Source organism: Bacillus multifaciens, assembly GCF_030756675.1.
Lineage (GTDB): Bacteria > Bacillota > Bacilli > Bacillales > Bacillaceae_G > Bacillus_A > Bacillus_A multifaciens.
The window spans coordinates 97,971-113,742 of the sequence record NZ_JAVBXD010000004.1 but is presented as its reverse complement, the minus strand read 5'-3'; the positions used below and the strand labels follow the sequence as shown (position 1 = coordinate 113,742).

At 35.2% G+C, this 15,772-nt stretch carries 19 protein-coding genes; 15 read left to right on the top strand and 4 right to left on the bottom strand.

Annotated elements, in window-relative coordinates; translation table 11 throughout:
• Positions 1-83: 83 nt before the first annotated feature.
• The 4 genes from Q9306_RS04615 to Q9306_RS04600 all read left to right on the top strand — a co-directional run bounded on the left by Q9306_RS04615 (position 84) and on the right by Q9306_RS04600 (position 2,902).
• The gene (locus Q9306_RS04615) at positions 84-713 is read left to right on the top strand and encodes an HAD-IIIA family hydrolase (RefSeq protein WP_306195778.1); all 630 of its coding nucleotides are present in this window, start codon (positions 84-86) and stop codon (positions 711-713) included.
• Positions 714-745: 32 nt separating this feature from the next.
• On the top strand, positions 746-1,135 hold the full coding sequence (locus tag Q9306_RS04610; protein WP_306195776.1) for a VOC family protein: 390 nt from the start codon (positions 746-748) through the stop codon (positions 1,133-1,135).
• 207 nt (positions 1,136-1,342) lie between these two features.
• On the top strand, positions 1,343-2,383 hold the full coding sequence (locus Q9306_RS04605) for a serine hydrolase domain-containing protein (RefSeq protein WP_306195768.1): 1,041 nt from the start codon (positions 1,343-1,345) through the stop codon (positions 2,381-2,383).
• A 12-nt stretch (positions 2,384-2,395) separates the two neighbouring features.
• Positions 2,396-2,902: a hypothetical protein gene (locus tag Q9306_RS04600; RefSeq protein WP_306195766.1), complete on the top strand. Its 507-nt coding sequence runs from the start codon at positions 2,396-2,398 to the stop codon at positions 2,900-2,902.
• A 108-nt stretch (positions 2,903-3,010) separates the two neighbouring features.
• Here the strand turns inward: Q9306_RS04600 and Q9306_RS04595 are convergent, their stop codons facing one another.
• The gene (locus Q9306_RS04595; protein ID WP_306195764.1) at positions 3,011-4,468 is read right to left on the bottom strand and encodes a serine hydrolase; all 1,458 of its coding nucleotides are present in this window, start codon (positions 4,466-4,468) and stop codon (positions 3,011-3,013) included.
• Positions 4,469-4,734: 266 nt separating this feature from the next.
• Between Q9306_RS04595 and Q9306_RS04590 the strand changes: the two genes are divergently transcribed.
• Both Q9306_RS04590 and Q9306_RS04585 read left to right on the top strand, forming a co-directional pair.
• Positions 4,735-5,691: a thymidylate synthase gene (locus Q9306_RS04590; RefSeq protein ID WP_306195762.1), complete on the top strand. Its 957-nt coding sequence runs from the start codon at positions 4,735-4,737 to the stop codon at positions 5,689-5,691.
• 22 nt (positions 5,692-5,713) lie between these two features.
• Entirely contained in the window at positions 5,714-6,202 is a 489-nt protein-coding gene (locus Q9306_RS04585) for a dihydrofolate reductase (RefSeq protein ID WP_306195758.1), read from the top strand.
• Between the two features lie 20 nt (positions 6,203-6,222).
• Here Q9306_RS04585 and Q9306_RS04580 read toward each other — a convergent pair whose 3' ends face one another.
• Positions 6,223-6,558: an MFS transporter gene (locus Q9306_RS04580; protein WP_371932315.1), complete on the bottom strand. Its 336-nt coding sequence runs from the start codon at positions 6,556-6,558 to the stop codon at positions 6,223-6,225.
• A gap of 140 nt (positions 6,559-6,698) precedes the next feature.
• On the opposite strand from Q9306_RS04580, the gene Q9306_RS04575 reads away from it, so the two are divergent.
• The 3 genes from Q9306_RS04575 to Q9306_RS04565 all read left to right on the top strand — a co-directional run bounded on the left by Q9306_RS04575 (position 6,699) and on the right by Q9306_RS04565 (position 10,353).
• Positions 6,699-8,693 carry a penicillin-binding transpeptidase domain-containing protein gene (locus Q9306_RS04575; protein WP_306195751.1) on the top strand — a complete coding sequence of 665 codons (1,995 nt, stop codon included), beginning with the start codon at positions 6,699-6,701 and terminating at the stop codon, positions 8,691-8,693.
• A 191-nt stretch (positions 8,694-8,884) separates the two neighbouring features.
• A complete protein-coding gene (locus Q9306_RS04570; protein WP_306195749.1) occupies positions 8,885-9,520 on the top strand; it encodes an FMN-dependent NADH-azoreductase in 636 nt (211 codons plus the stop codon).
• 113 nt (positions 9,521-9,633) lie between these two features.
• Positions 9,634-10,353, top strand: a complete 720-nt coding sequence (locus tag Q9306_RS04565) for a lysophospholipid acyltransferase family protein (protein ID WP_306195747.1) — start codon at positions 9,634-9,636, stop codon at positions 10,351-10,353.
• Positions 10,354-10,544: 191 nt separating this feature from the next.
• Here Q9306_RS04565 and trhA read toward each other — a convergent pair whose 3' ends face one another.
• The gene (trhA, locus tag Q9306_RS04560; RefSeq protein ID WP_306195745.1) at positions 10,545-11,201 is read right to left on the bottom strand and encodes a PAQR family membrane homeostasis protein TrhA; all 657 of its coding nucleotides are present in this window, start codon (positions 11,199-11,201) and stop codon (positions 10,545-10,547) included.
• A gap of 192 nt (positions 11,202-11,393) precedes the next feature.
• Between trhA and tatA the strand changes: the two genes are divergently transcribed.
• From tatA to Q9306_RS04530, 6 genes are all read left to right on the top strand, one after another.
• Positions 11,394-11,558 carry a twin-arginine translocase TatA/TatE family subunit gene (gene tatA, locus Q9306_RS04555; RefSeq protein ID WP_035430399.1) on the top strand — a complete coding sequence of 55 codons (165 nt, stop codon included), beginning with the start codon at positions 11,394-11,396 and terminating at the stop codon, positions 11,556-11,558.
• 123 nt (positions 11,559-11,681) lie between these two features.
• Positions 11,682-12,437, top strand: coding sequence for a twin-arginine translocase subunit TatC (gene tatC / locus Q9306_RS04550; RefSeq protein ID WP_306195743.1), 756 nt, complete (start codon positions 11,682-11,684; stop codon positions 12,435-12,437).
• Positions 12,438-12,590: 153 nt separating this feature from the next.
• Positions 12,591-12,842 (top strand): DUF2535 family protein, encoded by a 252-nt coding sequence (locus tag Q9306_RS04545; protein WP_020060705.1) that lies wholly within the window; start codon positions 12,591-12,593, stop codon positions 12,840-12,842.
• A 153-nt stretch (positions 12,843-12,995) separates the two neighbouring features.
• Positions 12,996-13,838 (top strand): DegV family protein, encoded by an 843-nt coding sequence (locus Q9306_RS04540; protein WP_306195739.1) that lies wholly within the window; start codon positions 12,996-12,998, stop codon positions 13,836-13,838.
• Positions 13,839-14,068: 230 nt separating this feature from the next.
• The gene (locus Q9306_RS04535) at positions 14,069-14,527 is read left to right on the top strand and encodes a helix-turn-helix transcriptional regulator (protein ID WP_306195736.1); all 459 of its coding nucleotides are present in this window, start codon (positions 14,069-14,071) and stop codon (positions 14,525-14,527) included.
• Positions 14,528-14,631: 104 nt separating this feature from the next.
• Positions 14,632-15,219, top strand: a complete 588-nt coding sequence (locus Q9306_RS04530; RefSeq protein WP_306195733.1) for an SCO family protein — start codon at positions 14,632-14,634, stop codon at positions 15,217-15,219.
• A gap of 28 nt (positions 15,220-15,247) precedes the next feature.
• Here the strand turns inward: Q9306_RS04530 and Q9306_RS04525 are convergent, their stop codons facing one another.
• Positions 15,248-15,706, bottom strand: coding sequence for an Hsp20/alpha crystallin family protein (locus tag Q9306_RS04525; protein ID WP_306195732.1), 459 nt, complete (start codon positions 15,704-15,706; stop codon positions 15,248-15,250).
• Between the last annotated feature and the right edge of the window lie 66 nt (positions 15,707-15,772).

Sequence of the window (15,772 nt, the reverse complement as noted above, 5' to 3'; positions counted from 1 at the left end):
CTTTTTTTGTAAATAAAAGGTTATATCTATATTGAAAGAGAATTCTTAAGTATAAAGAAAAATGATAACAAGGAGCATTGGCAATGAGTAAATATGTTATGTTTGATTTTGACGGTACCTTAGTAGATTCTAAAGACATTTTTATCCCTATTTTCAATGAAATAGCAGAGAAACACCGTTTTAAACAAGTAAAAGAAGAGGATGTTGAAGCATTGCGGAAGTTATCAATTCCAGAGAGATGTAAATTGCTTCACGTGCCTTTATATAAAATCCCTATGATCGCACTAGAGTTCTATAAATTATATCAGCCATCGATTCAAAGCCTTACTTTGTTTGATGGAATTAGAGATGTTTTGCAGACGCTAAAAGAGAGCGGCTATGAAATTGTCATTGTATCATCGAATGCTGAGGAGCATATTCGGGAATTTTTACGTCAGAATGAAATTGATTATATTCATGAGGTGTTTTGTTCTCATAATATATTCGGAAAAGATAAAATGATAAAGAAATTTCTAAAAGAAAGGAAACTAAAAAGTTCCGATGTGATTTACGTAGGAGACGAACTTCGAGACATTGTATCTTGTAAAAAAATTGGTGTAGAAGTGATTTGGGTAAGCTGGGGATATGATGTGATAGAAACGGTACAGGCTGAATCACCGAACTACATTGTGAATGTACCAGAAGAGATTGTAAGTGTTGTACATTCACAATAATGTGAAGTGGGAAAGGGAGCAAGGGGAGTATGTTGGAGAAAACGTTTGAGCCAGGTATTCATCATATTGAATTTTGGGTAGGAAATTTAGAGGAGTCAATTAAATTTTATCGTCAATTATTTCCGATTATTGGCTGGAAACAACTCAATGAAACAGCTTTTAGTACAGGAAATACAGAGATATATTTTAAAGAGATTGATGCGGAACTTGTACGAACATTAGGCCCAAGACATATTTGTTATCAAGCAATGAATTGTTCTGTAGTTGATGAAGTGGCGAGTTTTTTACATAATGTTCAAGCTGAAATCATTCGCGGACCGATTGAAGTGAAGGAGTATTCGGAAGGATATTATACGGTAGATTTTTATGATCCAAACGGTTACATAGTAGAAGTTGTGTATGCGCCGAATATGGAGATGTAAATTGAATTTCTAAAAATATGATTCAAGTATTTTTAAATTAGTAACACAAGTTGTAAAAGAATTAATAAAAATCCTGTATGTATTATGAATACAGGATTTTATTTTTTGATTAAACGAGTGAAGTAGATAAATGGGATAAAAGAAAAAGCGAAACTTCCATTAGTAGGACTTACGTCTGTAAATGGGGGGGGGAATGGAGGCTTATATATGAAATTAAAGAATATAAATATTTCCGAACGCATGGCGCATTATAATGTATCTGGTATAAGCATTGCTTTCATTGAAAATGGTGAGGTGCATATGACAAAAGAATTTGGTGTCATGAAAGCGGGAACGAATAGAAATGTAAACAGTAATTCTATTTTTAATGCCTGTTCGATTAGTAAGTTTTTAACAGCAATGCTAGTTTTAAAGTTAGCCGACCAAGAAATCCTTCATTTAGATGAGGATATAAATAATAGACTTATATTTTGGAAGGTTCCTGAAAATGAATATACCCAAAATAAAAAAGTTACGTTACGAACATTACTTAGCCATCAATCTGGAATAATCGATACTGAAGGGAGTTTTTGCGAATTTAATTCCACTCTAGGCAAACCTACAATGGTTGAATTATTAGAAGGAAAAACACCGTATTGTAAAGAATGTATTGAAGTGAAATATGAACCTGAAAGTGACTTTCAATATTCCGATGCAGGTTTTTGTATTATACAGCAAGTATTAGAAGATGTTTGTGGTAAACCTTTTGAAGTGTTAATGGACGAGCTTATATTTGAACCGTTACAAATGAAAAACAGTACATTCGAACAAACAACATTACCAGTAAGCAATGTGAAATTTTCTTGTGGTCATAATAAGAAAGGAGAAGTCGTTTTGAGTGAATATCCGATTTATCCATATCCAGCAGCTGCCGGACTTTGGACAACACCAACCGATTTAGCAATTTTAGTAATTGAAGTCATGAATGTGTTAAAAGGTGCAAGTAAAATTGGTCTTTCTGAAAGCAAGACAAAAGAACTCATTACTTCGCAAGGTTGTAAAGAATGGGCTGGTTTAGGGGTTTTTCTTGATGGTTCAGGACAAGATGTTGAAATTTCTTCACTTGGCTGGGGAATCGGATTTCAAAGTATGCTCGTGGCTTATCCATATTTAGAAACAGGTGTGGTTATTATGACAAATACCGATTTAGAGGTTCATCAAATGAAGGGTATTATTGGTGAAATCATACGAGGAATATACAGAATATAGTGAAATTAAAATTTGATAGGAATAAGGGAGGAGGGATTTAAGTGGAGAAACTTACCAGAGGGATTTGTTGGCCCAATTCCTGGTGCTTATCAAATTGTAGCGGGTAGGCTGCCGGTCGAGGAGGCAACTAGTGAGCAACTGAAAGAAAGCGCAATAAAAGGATTACATAATATAACAGCTGTACCGAAGTATTTTTCTACACTTTTAGACCACGGTAAAGAAAGATTAACAAGAGTTGTTCGTTTACTCAGTACACAAGTTTCCCCAACGATATTTCACGTCTTATCGGTCGTAAATCAAGATGCTGTCGAGGTATGGAAAATGCCAAAAAATGAAGCAATACATCTATTACCAGATGAAGAAATGAAACAATTTGCGATTCAATTTTATAAGTGTGCTGAAAGATATTATCCAGATGAAAATTTGGTAGATGATGCTTTGGGCATGATTGAAAACGGTGCAAAGTTTTTCGAAAGTGTTAACTTGTGGTTTGCACAGGAAATGAAAGTAAGTGAATAACATGAGACTTTTGTTTTCGACTAACGGTATATAAGTTAAAGAAGAAAAGCATGTAATAAAAAACGCAGGGGGTTCGGAATCCCTGCGTTTTCTTGACTAATGAAAACGCTATTTTTTAGTTTTCGTAAACAGAAGTGGCTTTGTGCTTAACGTTGCTGGGAGGTGTACTTTCAGTTCGTGCAGTCCACCTGCTGGATTCATTTCATAAGAAATTAATATGTCCATTTCTACTTGGAAAACATTCCATTTCGTATTGAACATATCATAGTGGTGATGGTTCATTTCAATGTCGAATGACGCAAATTTTAAATTTAATGATTCATTTCGTTTGTGTACTTCAATTGTGCCATAAGCAGGGTGTTCGAACGTTCCTGTATAATCTTTTAACGGATGGGAAAGAACAGTTTCCTTTACTTGTGGTAGCGGTTTGTTCATTTCTTTCATCATTTCTTGAAACTTTTCCGTATCTTCTATCGAACGTTTGTGCCAGTCAATTGGTTCTAATTCAAGCAATTCATCATAAATTTGATGTGCAAGATATGGAGGGAGTAACGTGTTACCACGGTTCGTTAATATGACAAGACCAATATTATGTTCTGGCATAAAGGAGACAAATGCTGAAAATCCATCGATATTCCCTCCGTGATAGATTTCCTTATGGCCGCGATAGGCAGTAATAAACCAGCCAAGACCGTAACTGTTTACTAGAGTTTCTGGCATAGTGAACATTGGTGCATCTGGAATCGGGATATGCGGTGTATACATTTGCTCAAGCAGATTTTGCGTAAGAAGTTCATTTTCGCCAACTTTTCCTTTATTTAAATGCAGTAACACCCATTTTGCTATATCCTCAATATTAGAGTTCATACATCCAGCGGCACCAATTGTAGTAAGGTTGCAAAAAGGTACTTCTGTTATGTTTCCGTCTTTCTCGATGTAAGGAAGTGCATGGTCATTTGATTTTTGTGAAGTGGCAACTGAGAAGTTTGTATGTTCCATTTGAAGCGGGTTTAAAATTTGTTCTGTTGTATATTGTTCCCATGTTTCATTTGTAATGTTTTCGACGATTGAGCTAATAGTGGCATACATTAAGTTATTATATAAAAATGCGGAGCGGAACGGTGCATCTAGTTCTAAGTGGCGAATGTTTTCCACGATATTTTTTCTACTTAAGGAGTCTGCGCGCCATAGTAAATCGTGGCGACTGACACCGGTGCGGTGAGATGCTAGGTCGCGAGCTGTTGTTTGTATGCTTGCTAGTGGATCGTGAAGTGAAAAAGTTGGAATATACGATTGTACTTGTGTATCCCAATTAAATTTTTGCTGCTGATCAAGTAAACTTAAAGAAAAAGTACCAAATGCTTTTGTTGCGGAACCGATTGCAAATAATGTTTTTGGTGTAACGGGTTTTTTATTTCTTGTATCACGGTACCCATAACCTTCTGAGAGTATTACTTCTCCATTTTTTACGATGGCTACTGCCGCTCCAGGGACCTTTAAATCTTTCATCATGTTTTGGATTGTCGTATGTAATTTACTTGTAAGAGGCATTTCAGTTTTTTGCATAGTAAAACCTCCACTCATATATTATTTACTTCCGCATTATAGCTTCTTGAAACAAGTAGAAAATCCCTTTTTCTTTTTAGAAGAAAGATTGACGAAAGTATGTCAGATATTAAAGACTAAATAATTTTTAAATACCGAGTTTTTGCGTGTGTTTTAAATATAGGAGAGATTTTTTAATAGGTCATGTGAAATTCTAAGTCATATATGATAAACTCCATATAGGAAAAATAATGTTACATAAAGCAATTGTGAAAGAAGGTTACTTGATGAAACACGCAGAGTATGAATATTTAAATATGTGCCGTCATGTTATGGAAAACGGTACGAGAAAAGAAGACCGCACTGGTACAGGAACAGTATCTGTATTTGGGTATCAAATGCGCTTTGATTTAAGTCAAGGTTTTCCGTTACTTACGACAAAACGTGTGCCGTTTCGTTTAGTAGCGAGCGAACTTCTTTGGTTTATGAAAGGTGATACAAACATTCGTTATTTGCTGCAGCATAATAATAATATTTGGAACGAATGGGCGTTTAAGAACTGGGTAGAGAGCGATGCATATACAGGTCCAGATATGAAGGATTTTGGACTTCGTTCCCAGCAAGATGAAGAGTTTAATAAGCAATACAATGAGCAAATGGATTTATTTAAAACAAAGGTGCTTGAAGATGATGAATTTGCGAAGCGTTACGGTAATTTAGGTGATGTGTATGGGAAGCAGTGGCGTGCATGGAAAACGGCTGCTGGAGAAACGCTTGACCAATTACAAGATGTAATTGATATGATTAAGAAAAATCCTGATTCCCGCCGCCTTATTGTGTCTGCATGGAATCCAGAAGATATACCAAGTATGGCATTGCCGCCTTGTCATACGTTATTCCAGTTTTATGTGGCAGACGGAAAATTATCTTGTCAGTTATATCAACGCAGCGGCGACATTTTCCTAGGTATTCCGTTTAATATAGCAAGCTATTCTTTATTAACACATTTAATTGCCCATGAATGCGGCTTAGAAGTAGGAGAGTTCGTTCATACAATTGGTGATGCTCATATTTACACGAACCATTTTGAGCAAGTGGAAAAGCAATTAGCACGTGAACCACGTTCATTCCCGACGTTGAAACTAAATACAGATGTGAAGTCTATCTTTGATTTTGAAATGAATGATCTTGAGTTAGAAGGATACGATCCACATCCAGCAATTAAAGCACCAGTAGCTGTGTAAATAAAAATAGGGGGATATATATATGATTTCATTACTTGTTGCAATGGATAAAAATCGATTAATTGGTAAAGACAATCAATTGCCATGGCATCTTCCGGCAGATTTGGCGTACTTTAAAAAAGTAACGATGGGTCATCCGATTATTATGGGGAGAAAAACGTTTGAATCTATTGGTAGACCGTTACCCGGCAGAACGAATATCATTTTAACTCGTAATCAAAATTACGAAGTGGAAGGCTGTGAAGTCATTCATTCTATTGATGATGTGAAGAAAATGGACGAGCAAATGAATGAAGAACTCTTTGTGATTGGCGGTGCAGAAATTTTTAAAGAAGTGCTTCCTTTTGCTGATCGCTTGTATATTACACAAATCGAAGAGGTATTTGAAGGTGACACATTTTTCCCAGAAATAAACGACAATGAGTGGGAAGAAATATCTGTAACACAAGGCGTGACAGATGAGAAAAATCCATATACATATGCTTATCATGTGTATGGTAAAAGAAAGTAAGAAGAGAGAAGATTGGTGTGTTACATACCAATCTTCTTTTGCTGTTGGCGGCGGTGAAATGTCATTAGTAAATTGATAAAGAGAGGAAGCAGCATACAGAGTCCGGTTACAAAAAAGGCTGTTTTTAAGTCAAATTTATCATGTAGCAGTCCAGATAAATAAGCTCCTATTCCTCCGCCTAGAACAGCGAGTAACGTCCACGTCGCAAATACCCGGCCTAAATACTGCTCTTCGCATGAATGTTGAATATAGATTTGTGCCAACACAACACTTAGATTAAAGGTAATGCCAAGCAAAAAGGTAGCAATAATGCTAAGAAATGGAGAAGGAACACTTAATAGAAAAAATAAAATCAAAGTCTTATATAAAAATTTTCTGAATGTTATAATGATAATAAAAAGAACGGCGCATATTGCGTCGTTTTTTTTATTGGATTAATTTTGTGAAATTGGATTTTTATAGTATGATAGATTCGAGAAATAAAGGAGGAAAAAATGTGAAAAAGTTATGGGGAATGCTTCTTGTTTTTTCATTGCTACTAGTAGTAGGCTGTGGGAAAGAAGAGAAGCCAGAACAAGCAATGGATACATATGTAAAAGCATGGAACGAAAAAAAGTTTGATAAAATGTATGAGCAGTTATCGAAAGAAGCAAAGCAGTCGATTTCAAAAGATGATTTTGTAAAGAAATATGAAAACGTTTATACAGGAATTGCAGTGAAAAATTTAAAAGTAGCAGCAGAAACGAAAAAAGAAGATAAAAAAGATGAAAAAAATAATGCGAATGTACCGTTTAAAGTAAGTATGGATACAATCGGTGGAAAGATTTCGTTTGAAAATGAAGCAAAACTTGTGAAAGAAAAGGACGGAGATAAGGACGTCTGGAAAGTTGATTGGAATCCATCATTTATTTTTCCAACTATGAAACAAGATGATAAAGTACTTGTTCAATCATTTTCGCCAAAGCGCGGTGAAATTTATGATAGGAATGGAAACGGATTGGCGACAAATGGGAAAGCGGCAGAAGTTGGAGTTGTCCCTGGGAAGTTAGGCGAATCGGCACAGCAAACGAAAGAAACGTTAGCAAAATTATTACAAATGCCAGTTGAAGATATCGAAAAAAAATTAACAGCGAAGTGGGTACAACCAAGTTACTATGTGCCACTTTCTACTTTACCAGAAGGTGCAAATGAAAATGATTACATCTCTATGCCTGGTGTCAAAACGAGCTCTGTAAATGCTCGGACATATCCTCTAGGAGAAGCTGCCGCTCATTTAACTGGCTATATGGGAAAAGTAAATGCAGAGGATTTGAAGAAATTAGAGGGAAAAGGATATAAGGCTGATGAGCCGATTGGAAGAACAGGCCTTGAAAGTGTCTTTGAAGATAAACTTCGCGGTGAAAAAGGCGGACGTGTTTATGTTGCCGATGCAAAAGGAAAAGAATTAAAAGAGCTTGCGAAAAAACAAGCGAAAGATGGAGAAAATGTTACATTAACGATTGATGGGAACTTGCAACAAAAAATTTATGCAGAAATGAAGGATGAAGCAGGTTCAAGTGCAGCAGTCCATCCGAAAACAGGGGAAACATTAGCGCTCGTAAGTAGTCCATCATACAACCCGAATGTTGTGATGCGAGAGTCAGCGAAAGCAGAGCGAGAGGCTTTGAATAATGACCCGAAAAAGCCGATGACAAATCGATTTACGCAAGTATACGCACCAGGTTCTGTTTTCAAACCGATTACAGGGGCAATTGGTCTAGAAACAAAAGCACTTGATCCGAAAGAATCTCTTAAAATTGATGGTTTAAAATGGGCAAAAGATTCTTCTTGGGGTAACTATTATGTAACGCGTGTTAAAGATGCAAATCCAGTAGATTTTGAAAAAGCAATGATGTATTCTGATAACATTTATTTTGCGCAGGAAGCGTTGAAAATTGGTAAAGATAAATTTACAGAAGAAGCGAAGAAATTCGGACTAGGTGAAAAGTTACCAATTGAATATGGATTTGCAACGTCGCAAATCGCAAAAGATGGTATAAAAGGTGATATTCAACTTGCTGATACTGGATATGGTCAAGGGCAAGTTTTAATGTCATCACTTCATGTTGCATTATCGTATGCGCCAATTGTGAATGAAGGAAATATTCCATCTCCGCATCTTTTAAAAGACGATAAACTGATAAAAGCGTGGAAAGAAAAAGTGGTATCCAAAGAGAACGGTGATATTTTGAAAAACTCTCTAATAAAAGTTGTGAATGATTCAGAAGGAACAGGTAAGATTGCAAAATTAGATGGTATTACACTTGCTGGAAAAACAGGAACAGCTGAATTAAAAGAATCAAAAGAAGCCGATGGTAAAGAGTTAGGATGGTTTGTAGCATTTGATGCAAATTCTCCAAATATGATTATCTCAATGATGATTGAAGATGTAAAAGGAAGAGGCGGAAGTAGTATTCCAGCTGAGAAAGTAAAGCATGTATTTCAAAAATAATAGAAAAGGAGCTATCTCGTTCATAAGCGAGATAGCTCCTTTTCTATATAGTTATTTGCTTACTAAAAAACAGTAGCTATTTTTATTGACAATAAAACAATAATTAGGTATTATTACTTACATAAGGTAAGCGATTTACTTTTTCGTTAAAAGTCTCGAATTGAAGATATATATAAGGGAGAGAAATGAACATGACAAAAGTATTATTTATTACAGCAAATCCAAATCCAGCAGAAGTATCATTCGGTATGGCGGTAGGAGAAGCATTTATTGAAGCATACAAACAAGCGAATCCACAAGATGAAATTTTAATAATTGATTTATTCCATACAAATGTACCTGCAATTGATGGTGAAGTGCTTGCTGCTTGGGGAAAACTTGGGGCAGGAGAAGGCTTTGAAACATTAAGTGAAAGCCAACAACAAAAAATTGCAGCTATGAACGGAAACTTAGAAACATTTATGCATGCAGATAAATATGTATTTGTAACACCAATGTGGAATTTAAGCTATCCACCAGTTATAAAAGCATACCTAGATAACCTATCAATTGCAGGTAAAACATTTAAATATACTGAAAATGGTCCGATTGGTTTATTAGAAGGTAAAAAAGCACTTCATATCCAAGCGACAGGCGGTGTGTATTCTGAAGGACCGTATGCAGAAGTGGACTTTGGACGCAGCCACTTAAAAGCAATGTTAGGCTTTATGGGTGTAGCGGATGTTGGATATCTTGCTGTTGAAGGTATGAGTGTAAATCCTGCACAAGCACCTGAAATTAAAGAACGAGCTATTGAAAAAGCACAAGAGTTAGCAAAGCAATTTTAATCTATTATAGTATGAAAAATGTCCAAACGCTTGTCGTTTGGACATTTTTTCTTCTTTTTCCTTCGTTTGTCTAGTATAATGAAGAACGGAATGACAATATGTGGGGGTTCTATATGATTCAGACGTTTTTTAAGATTTTGTACTTAATTTTAATTGTAATTGGTATTACACCAAGAATGTGGCGTTTAAAACGAAAGATACATACACTATCAGCACAAGAAAAAGATCAGCTAGTGTATAAAACAACAAATTGGTTTGGCAAGAAGATGATTCGGGTAGTTGGATCAACAGTACAAGTGAATGGACTGGAGAACGTGCCAAAAGATAAGCCAGTACTAGTTGTAAGTAATCATCAAAGTGATATGGATATTCCTGTTTTACTAGGATATTTAAATAAGCCAATTGGTTTTGTTTCGAAAGCAGAAATTAAAAAGTTTCCACTTGTATCAACATGGATGGAAATGATGAATTGTGTATTTATGGATCGTAAAAATCGACGTCAATCGTTGCAAGCTATTAAAGATGGGATTGAAATGTTAAAACAAGGGCATTCTATCGTGATTTTCCCTGAAGGTACTCGTAGTAAGGGGGGGGAAATGGTAGAATTTAAGGCTGGTAGTTTCCATCTTGCTGTAAAAGCAGGTGTAGCGATTTTACCTGTAACATTGGACGGAACGTATAAAATGTTTGAAGCAAACGGTAATCGAATGAAGCCGGCGCATGCAACAGTCACAATTTCGAAACCAATTACTGCAGAACAATATGAAAATATGGATATTAAAGAATTAGCGAAATATACGCAAGATATTATTGTAAGTCAGTTAGAAAAATAAGTAAAAAAGGTCTCAGCTTTAATATAAAAGCTGAGACCTTTTTTATCCCGCATTAACGGGCAGTAAGCTCCTCTACCTCAAGATTCAGAGAAAAGCGAAGAAGATAGGCCGGGGATAACTGTCCGTAAAAGCCCGATTGGTTCAACTAACCATCAGCAGGGGATAAAGCCCCCGCTGATGGAAGTTTCACTTTATGCTACAGGTAATACATAAAATAAAACGCAGAAAAACATCATCGTGCTTCCGCCTAATACAAAGAGGTGCCAAATTGCATGGTTAAATGGGAGCCTCTCCCATAGGAAGAAGATAGCACCGACAGAGTATAAAATTCCGCCAATTAATAATAATGAGAAACCGCTACCTGTTAAATTCTCATATAATGGTTTAATGGCAACAATAATGAGCCATCCCATCAGGACGTAAAATAAAGTTGATAGTTTAATAAAGCGACGTACAAAAAAGATTTTAAAAATGATTCCTGCAATTGCAAGTGTCCAAATAATCGCAAGTAATGTCCAGCCAAGTGGCCCGCGCAGTGTAACAAGTAAGAACGGTGTATATGTGCCAGCAATTAGTAAATAGATGGCTGAGTGATCTAAAATAGTGAATAATTTTTCCACTTTTGGATGATGGATGCTATGCAATAGTGTTGAACATAAATACAGTAAAAACATGCTCACACCATATACAGTAAATCCTACAATTGCTGATGCAGTTCCATGTTTTGATGCGTGAATAATTAAAATAATTAACGCGGGAATGCTTAAAATGGCACCGATGCCATGGGTAATTGCATTTGCGATTTCTTCTTTAACAAACTGAGTCATTCGTGTCATTTTTTGAGTCATGTTTCGACCTCTTTCTCATAAGTAAAATAAAGAGTGTAGTTTCTATCACCATATCATATACAACGGGAATAGGAAATGAAAATTGTATAAAGATTGTATTTTCAAATTTTTTTGACAAAAGACAGCGGATACATTGACGTTTACAAACTTTTTTGACAAAATGAAATTAATTGAAAATAAGGGGGAAGCAGTATGCCGAATATTGGGTTTCCAGGATTAATTTTAATTTTAATTTTAGCATTAATTATTTTTGGACCAAAAAAATTACCGGAAATTGGACGAGCATTTGGAGAAACCTTAAAAGAGTTTAAAAAATCTGCAAAAGGTTTGCATGATGATATAGATGAGAAAAAATGAAGTATGTATCAGTAGGAAGAAGCTCCTGTTTATTATTAGCTAAATTAAGCGGATGTCTACGTCCGTTTGTGAGGGGAAAAAGGTGTAAGAGGAGCTTGCATCTTTTTTCCAGTTACGAGAGAAATGGGGGAGAATATGAACGATCAGGAAATGAGTATAGTAGATCATCTTGGTGAGTTACGAAAACGACTTATAATTACAGCGATGGCATTTATATTTTTCCTTATTATTGGCTTTTCTTATACGAAAGAGATTTATAGTTTTATTGTGAAAGATTTACATATGAAATTAACAGTTCTTGGACCGAGCGATATTTTGTGGATTTATTTTGTTATTGCGGCTGTGTTTTCAATTGTATGTACCATTCCAATCGCTGCCCTGCAGCTTTGGTTATTCGTCAAGCCGGCGTTGCTTCCGCATGAGCAGAAAATGACGCTTTTATACGTACCTGGATTATTTATATTATTTATTGGTGGACTATGTTTTGGATATTTTATTATTCTACCATTTGTACTGAATTTTTTAGTTAGTCTTGGTGATGAAATGTTTCAAACGATGTTTACAACAGACAAGTATTTTTCTTTTGTTATGAACATGACTGTACCATTCGCTGTGATTTTTGAATTACCTGTTGTAACAATGTTTTTAACGAGCATTGGGATTTTAAATCCAGTAGCTCTACAAAAGATTAGAAGATATGCGTACTTTATATTAATTGTCATTGCGGTTTGTATTACACCACCTGACTTTATTTCGGATTTTTCCGTAGCAATTCCACTGTTAGTAATTTATGAATTAAGTATTGCGATGTCAAAAATTGTATATAAAAGAAAGGTAAAACGAGAATTACAATCTTCATCGAAAAGTGCCTCTTTATGACGGGCACTTTTTTTATTTCTTTGTTATACTATTAGTGTAAGCGTATACAATATAAAGAAGAAAAAAATAATGCTTCTCCAAAATTTAGACAAACTTTTTGGCTTTGTCGGTTTATACTAACATTATAAATCAAAAAAAAAGAGGATTGATATCGTGATAATGAAGAGTTTTTATTTCACTCATCCAACAGGAAAATGCGTAAAGGTGGTTGAAATCCCTGTGCTACAAACACAGCACCCATTAGCGTTTCAAATTCAGTCGCGTCTTCAGCTCTTTATTTCTAAAATTCAAAAACAAAAACAACCAAGGTTTTCGTACTCATTTCGAGAATATTTGCAGAGTTGCTTGAAATGGAATGATTATTCAAATGTATATGAAATAAATACGTTAGAAAAAAATGCATAGGAAAAAATCGCGGCAGAGCAAAAGTGCTCTGCCGCTTTCTTTTTAGACATAAAAAACAATAATTTCGTCAGAAAATTACCTTAAACTGTTGAAAGGAGTAGGAATACTAGTATAATAACAGGGAGAGCGTAGTGGAAAGGGAAGAAATAAACCATGCAAAAAATTAAAATTGTCACAGACTCAACGGCGGATTTATCACCAGATGTGATTGAGAAATATGATATTCATGTTATTCCATTATCAATTTCTGTGAATGGACAAACTTACTTAGATCGTGTAGATTTGCAACCAGATGAATTTATTGAAGAAATGCAAAAATCAGAAGAATTACCGAAAACATCGCAACCAGCAGTGGGTTCATTTGTAGAAATGTATGATCGCTTAGGAGAGGACGGCAGTCAAGTTCTTTCGATTCACTTAACGAATGGATTAAGTGGATCAGTAGCAACGGCAAATAGTGCAGCAACAATGACAGATACCAAAGTAACAGTTGTGGATTCTTTATTTATTAGTCACGCTTTAGCTTATCAAGTAATTGAAGCAGCGAAAATGGTACAAGAAGGTTCTTCTTTAGAAGAAATTTTAAAACGTCTTGAAGAAGTTAGAAAAAACACACGTCTATTCGTTGTTGTTGATACGTTAGAAAACCTTGTGAAAGGCGGTCGTATTGGTAAAGGTAAAGCGATGATTGGATCTCTATTAAATATTAAGCCAATTGCTGGTATTGAGGACGGAGTTTACAATCCGATTGCAAAGGTACGTAGCCAAGGACAAATTGTAAAAACATTAATGAAAATATTTGAAGAGGATATAGCTGGTAAAACAGTAAAAGCAGTTGCGATTCCGCATGCAAAGGCATTACCATTGGCGCAGAAAATGAAAGAAGCAGTTGAAAAAATTAGTGGATTTACACAATCAGAAATCTTCTTTACAACACCTGTTATAAGTACACATACGGGTGCTGGAGCAATTGGGTTTTCGTATTTTGCAGAATAGAAAAGAGCTACTTGATTATATTCAAGTAGCTCTTTTTGTGCTGGATAAATATGATGTGTTTTCATAAATCATTCAGGCCCTTAAACTTAATTAATATGCGGGGAATATCGATTGAAAAGTGTTACCAATATTTGTGAAACGACGAAAGAAGTAAGTGGAATTGACTAAGTATTAAAAAAGTGTAAAAATACAATTTGATATGATTTTTTTTAGTAAGAAGGGGTGTTCAAATGAATAAAGACGAAGTAGTACAAATAATTGCGAAAAAAATGAAGTTAGTTCGAACAGAACATAATTATACACAAGAAGAAATGGCAGAGATTTTAGGTCTTTCCAAAAAGACGCTTGTTCAAATTGAAAAAGAGCGTATTTTGCCTTCTTGGACGACTGTTGTTGCGATATGTGCCTTGTTTCAAAGCAGCGAAGTATTGGAGTCTGTATTTGGAGGGTCTGCACTTGAAGTTGTTCAAACAATTGCTCACCATAAAATGGAGTATAAAAAAGAAAAAACGATGGGTGGACATATATGGTGGAAGGAAATTGAGAAAAGAGGAGATTTTTGTTTACAACAAAATATTGTTAGCCAACATTATCGGATTTTAGACGATGAAAATTGCAGATGGTTTAGCACATTTCATAAAGAAGAAGCGCTGGAAAAATTAGTACGATTTAGTGAACAAGTGAAGTAAACGGTTTTCTCATAGTGTTTACCTTTGTTACAATAAAGTGAATCTTCTATTAGTATGGGAAAGAAGAGTTGGTTATATTTTGAAGGAGAGAAGGGTGTTTTAAAATGAAGCGATTTCAAAAATGGATGGGACTTCTTACTGCCTTTTGTTTGTTAGTCTTAGCCGGGTGCGGTTCAGGATCAAAGCTTCGCGATCCGTTAAATTGGGATGTTCAAAGTTTTCAATACATAAATCAAAATGGCGAAAAATTTGGTACAAAAGATTTAAAAGGAAAAGTGTGGGTCGCAGATCTTGTATTTACAAATTGTCAAACAGTATGTCCGCCGATGACAGCGAATTTGGCGAAGTTGCAAAGAATGGCGAAAGAAGAAAAACTAGATGTTCAATTTGTATCATTTAGTGTTGATCCAGAGGTAGATAAGCCGGAAAAGCTAAAAGAATTTGTGCAGAAATTTACAGATGATACGAAGAATTGGAATTTGTTAACTGGTTATTCGCAAGATGAAATTGAAAAATTTGCGAAAGACAATTTTAAAACGTTAGTTGATAAACCAGAAAATCAGGATCAAGTTATACATGGTACAAAATTTTACTTAGTGGATCAAAATGGGAAAGTGATGAAGGAATATAGCGGTATGAAAAATACACCATACGATGATATATTACGTGATATTAGGCGCTTAACACAATGAAAAAAGGATGCGAACGAGCATCCTTTTCTTATTCAATCGATAAAATATCGTGTTGCTGCGGTAGTTTAGGTGCACGAATTTCTAAAATGCCATTTTGATAGGAAGCCTTTGCTTGTTTTTTGTTAATTGGATAAGGTAATTTGATAACGCGAGAAGCTTCCGACATTGTGCGTTCGCGCCGGTAATAATTAGGCGATTCATTTGCTTCTTCGCCTAAAATATCTTCTTTTACGGCAATTTTTAAGTATTCACCTTGTATTTCAACTTGAAGTTGTTCTTTTTGGATACCAGGAAGTTCAGCTTTTATAATTAGGTCATCTTCTACTTCAAACAAATCAACGGGAAATGTTACGAGACGGTTTCCTTTTTGGAAAAAGTGGTTCATATCTGCAATAACGTCACGAAGCGGAGTTTGTTCGAAAAAATCATCAATTTGTTTTAAGTAACTTCGAAATTGTGGACGTGAAGGTTTTCTTTCATCACTCATAATTTCTCCTCCTAAAGATAAATCTAAAATATCATATGACAAAAACGCCTAAATGTGAAAATGGTT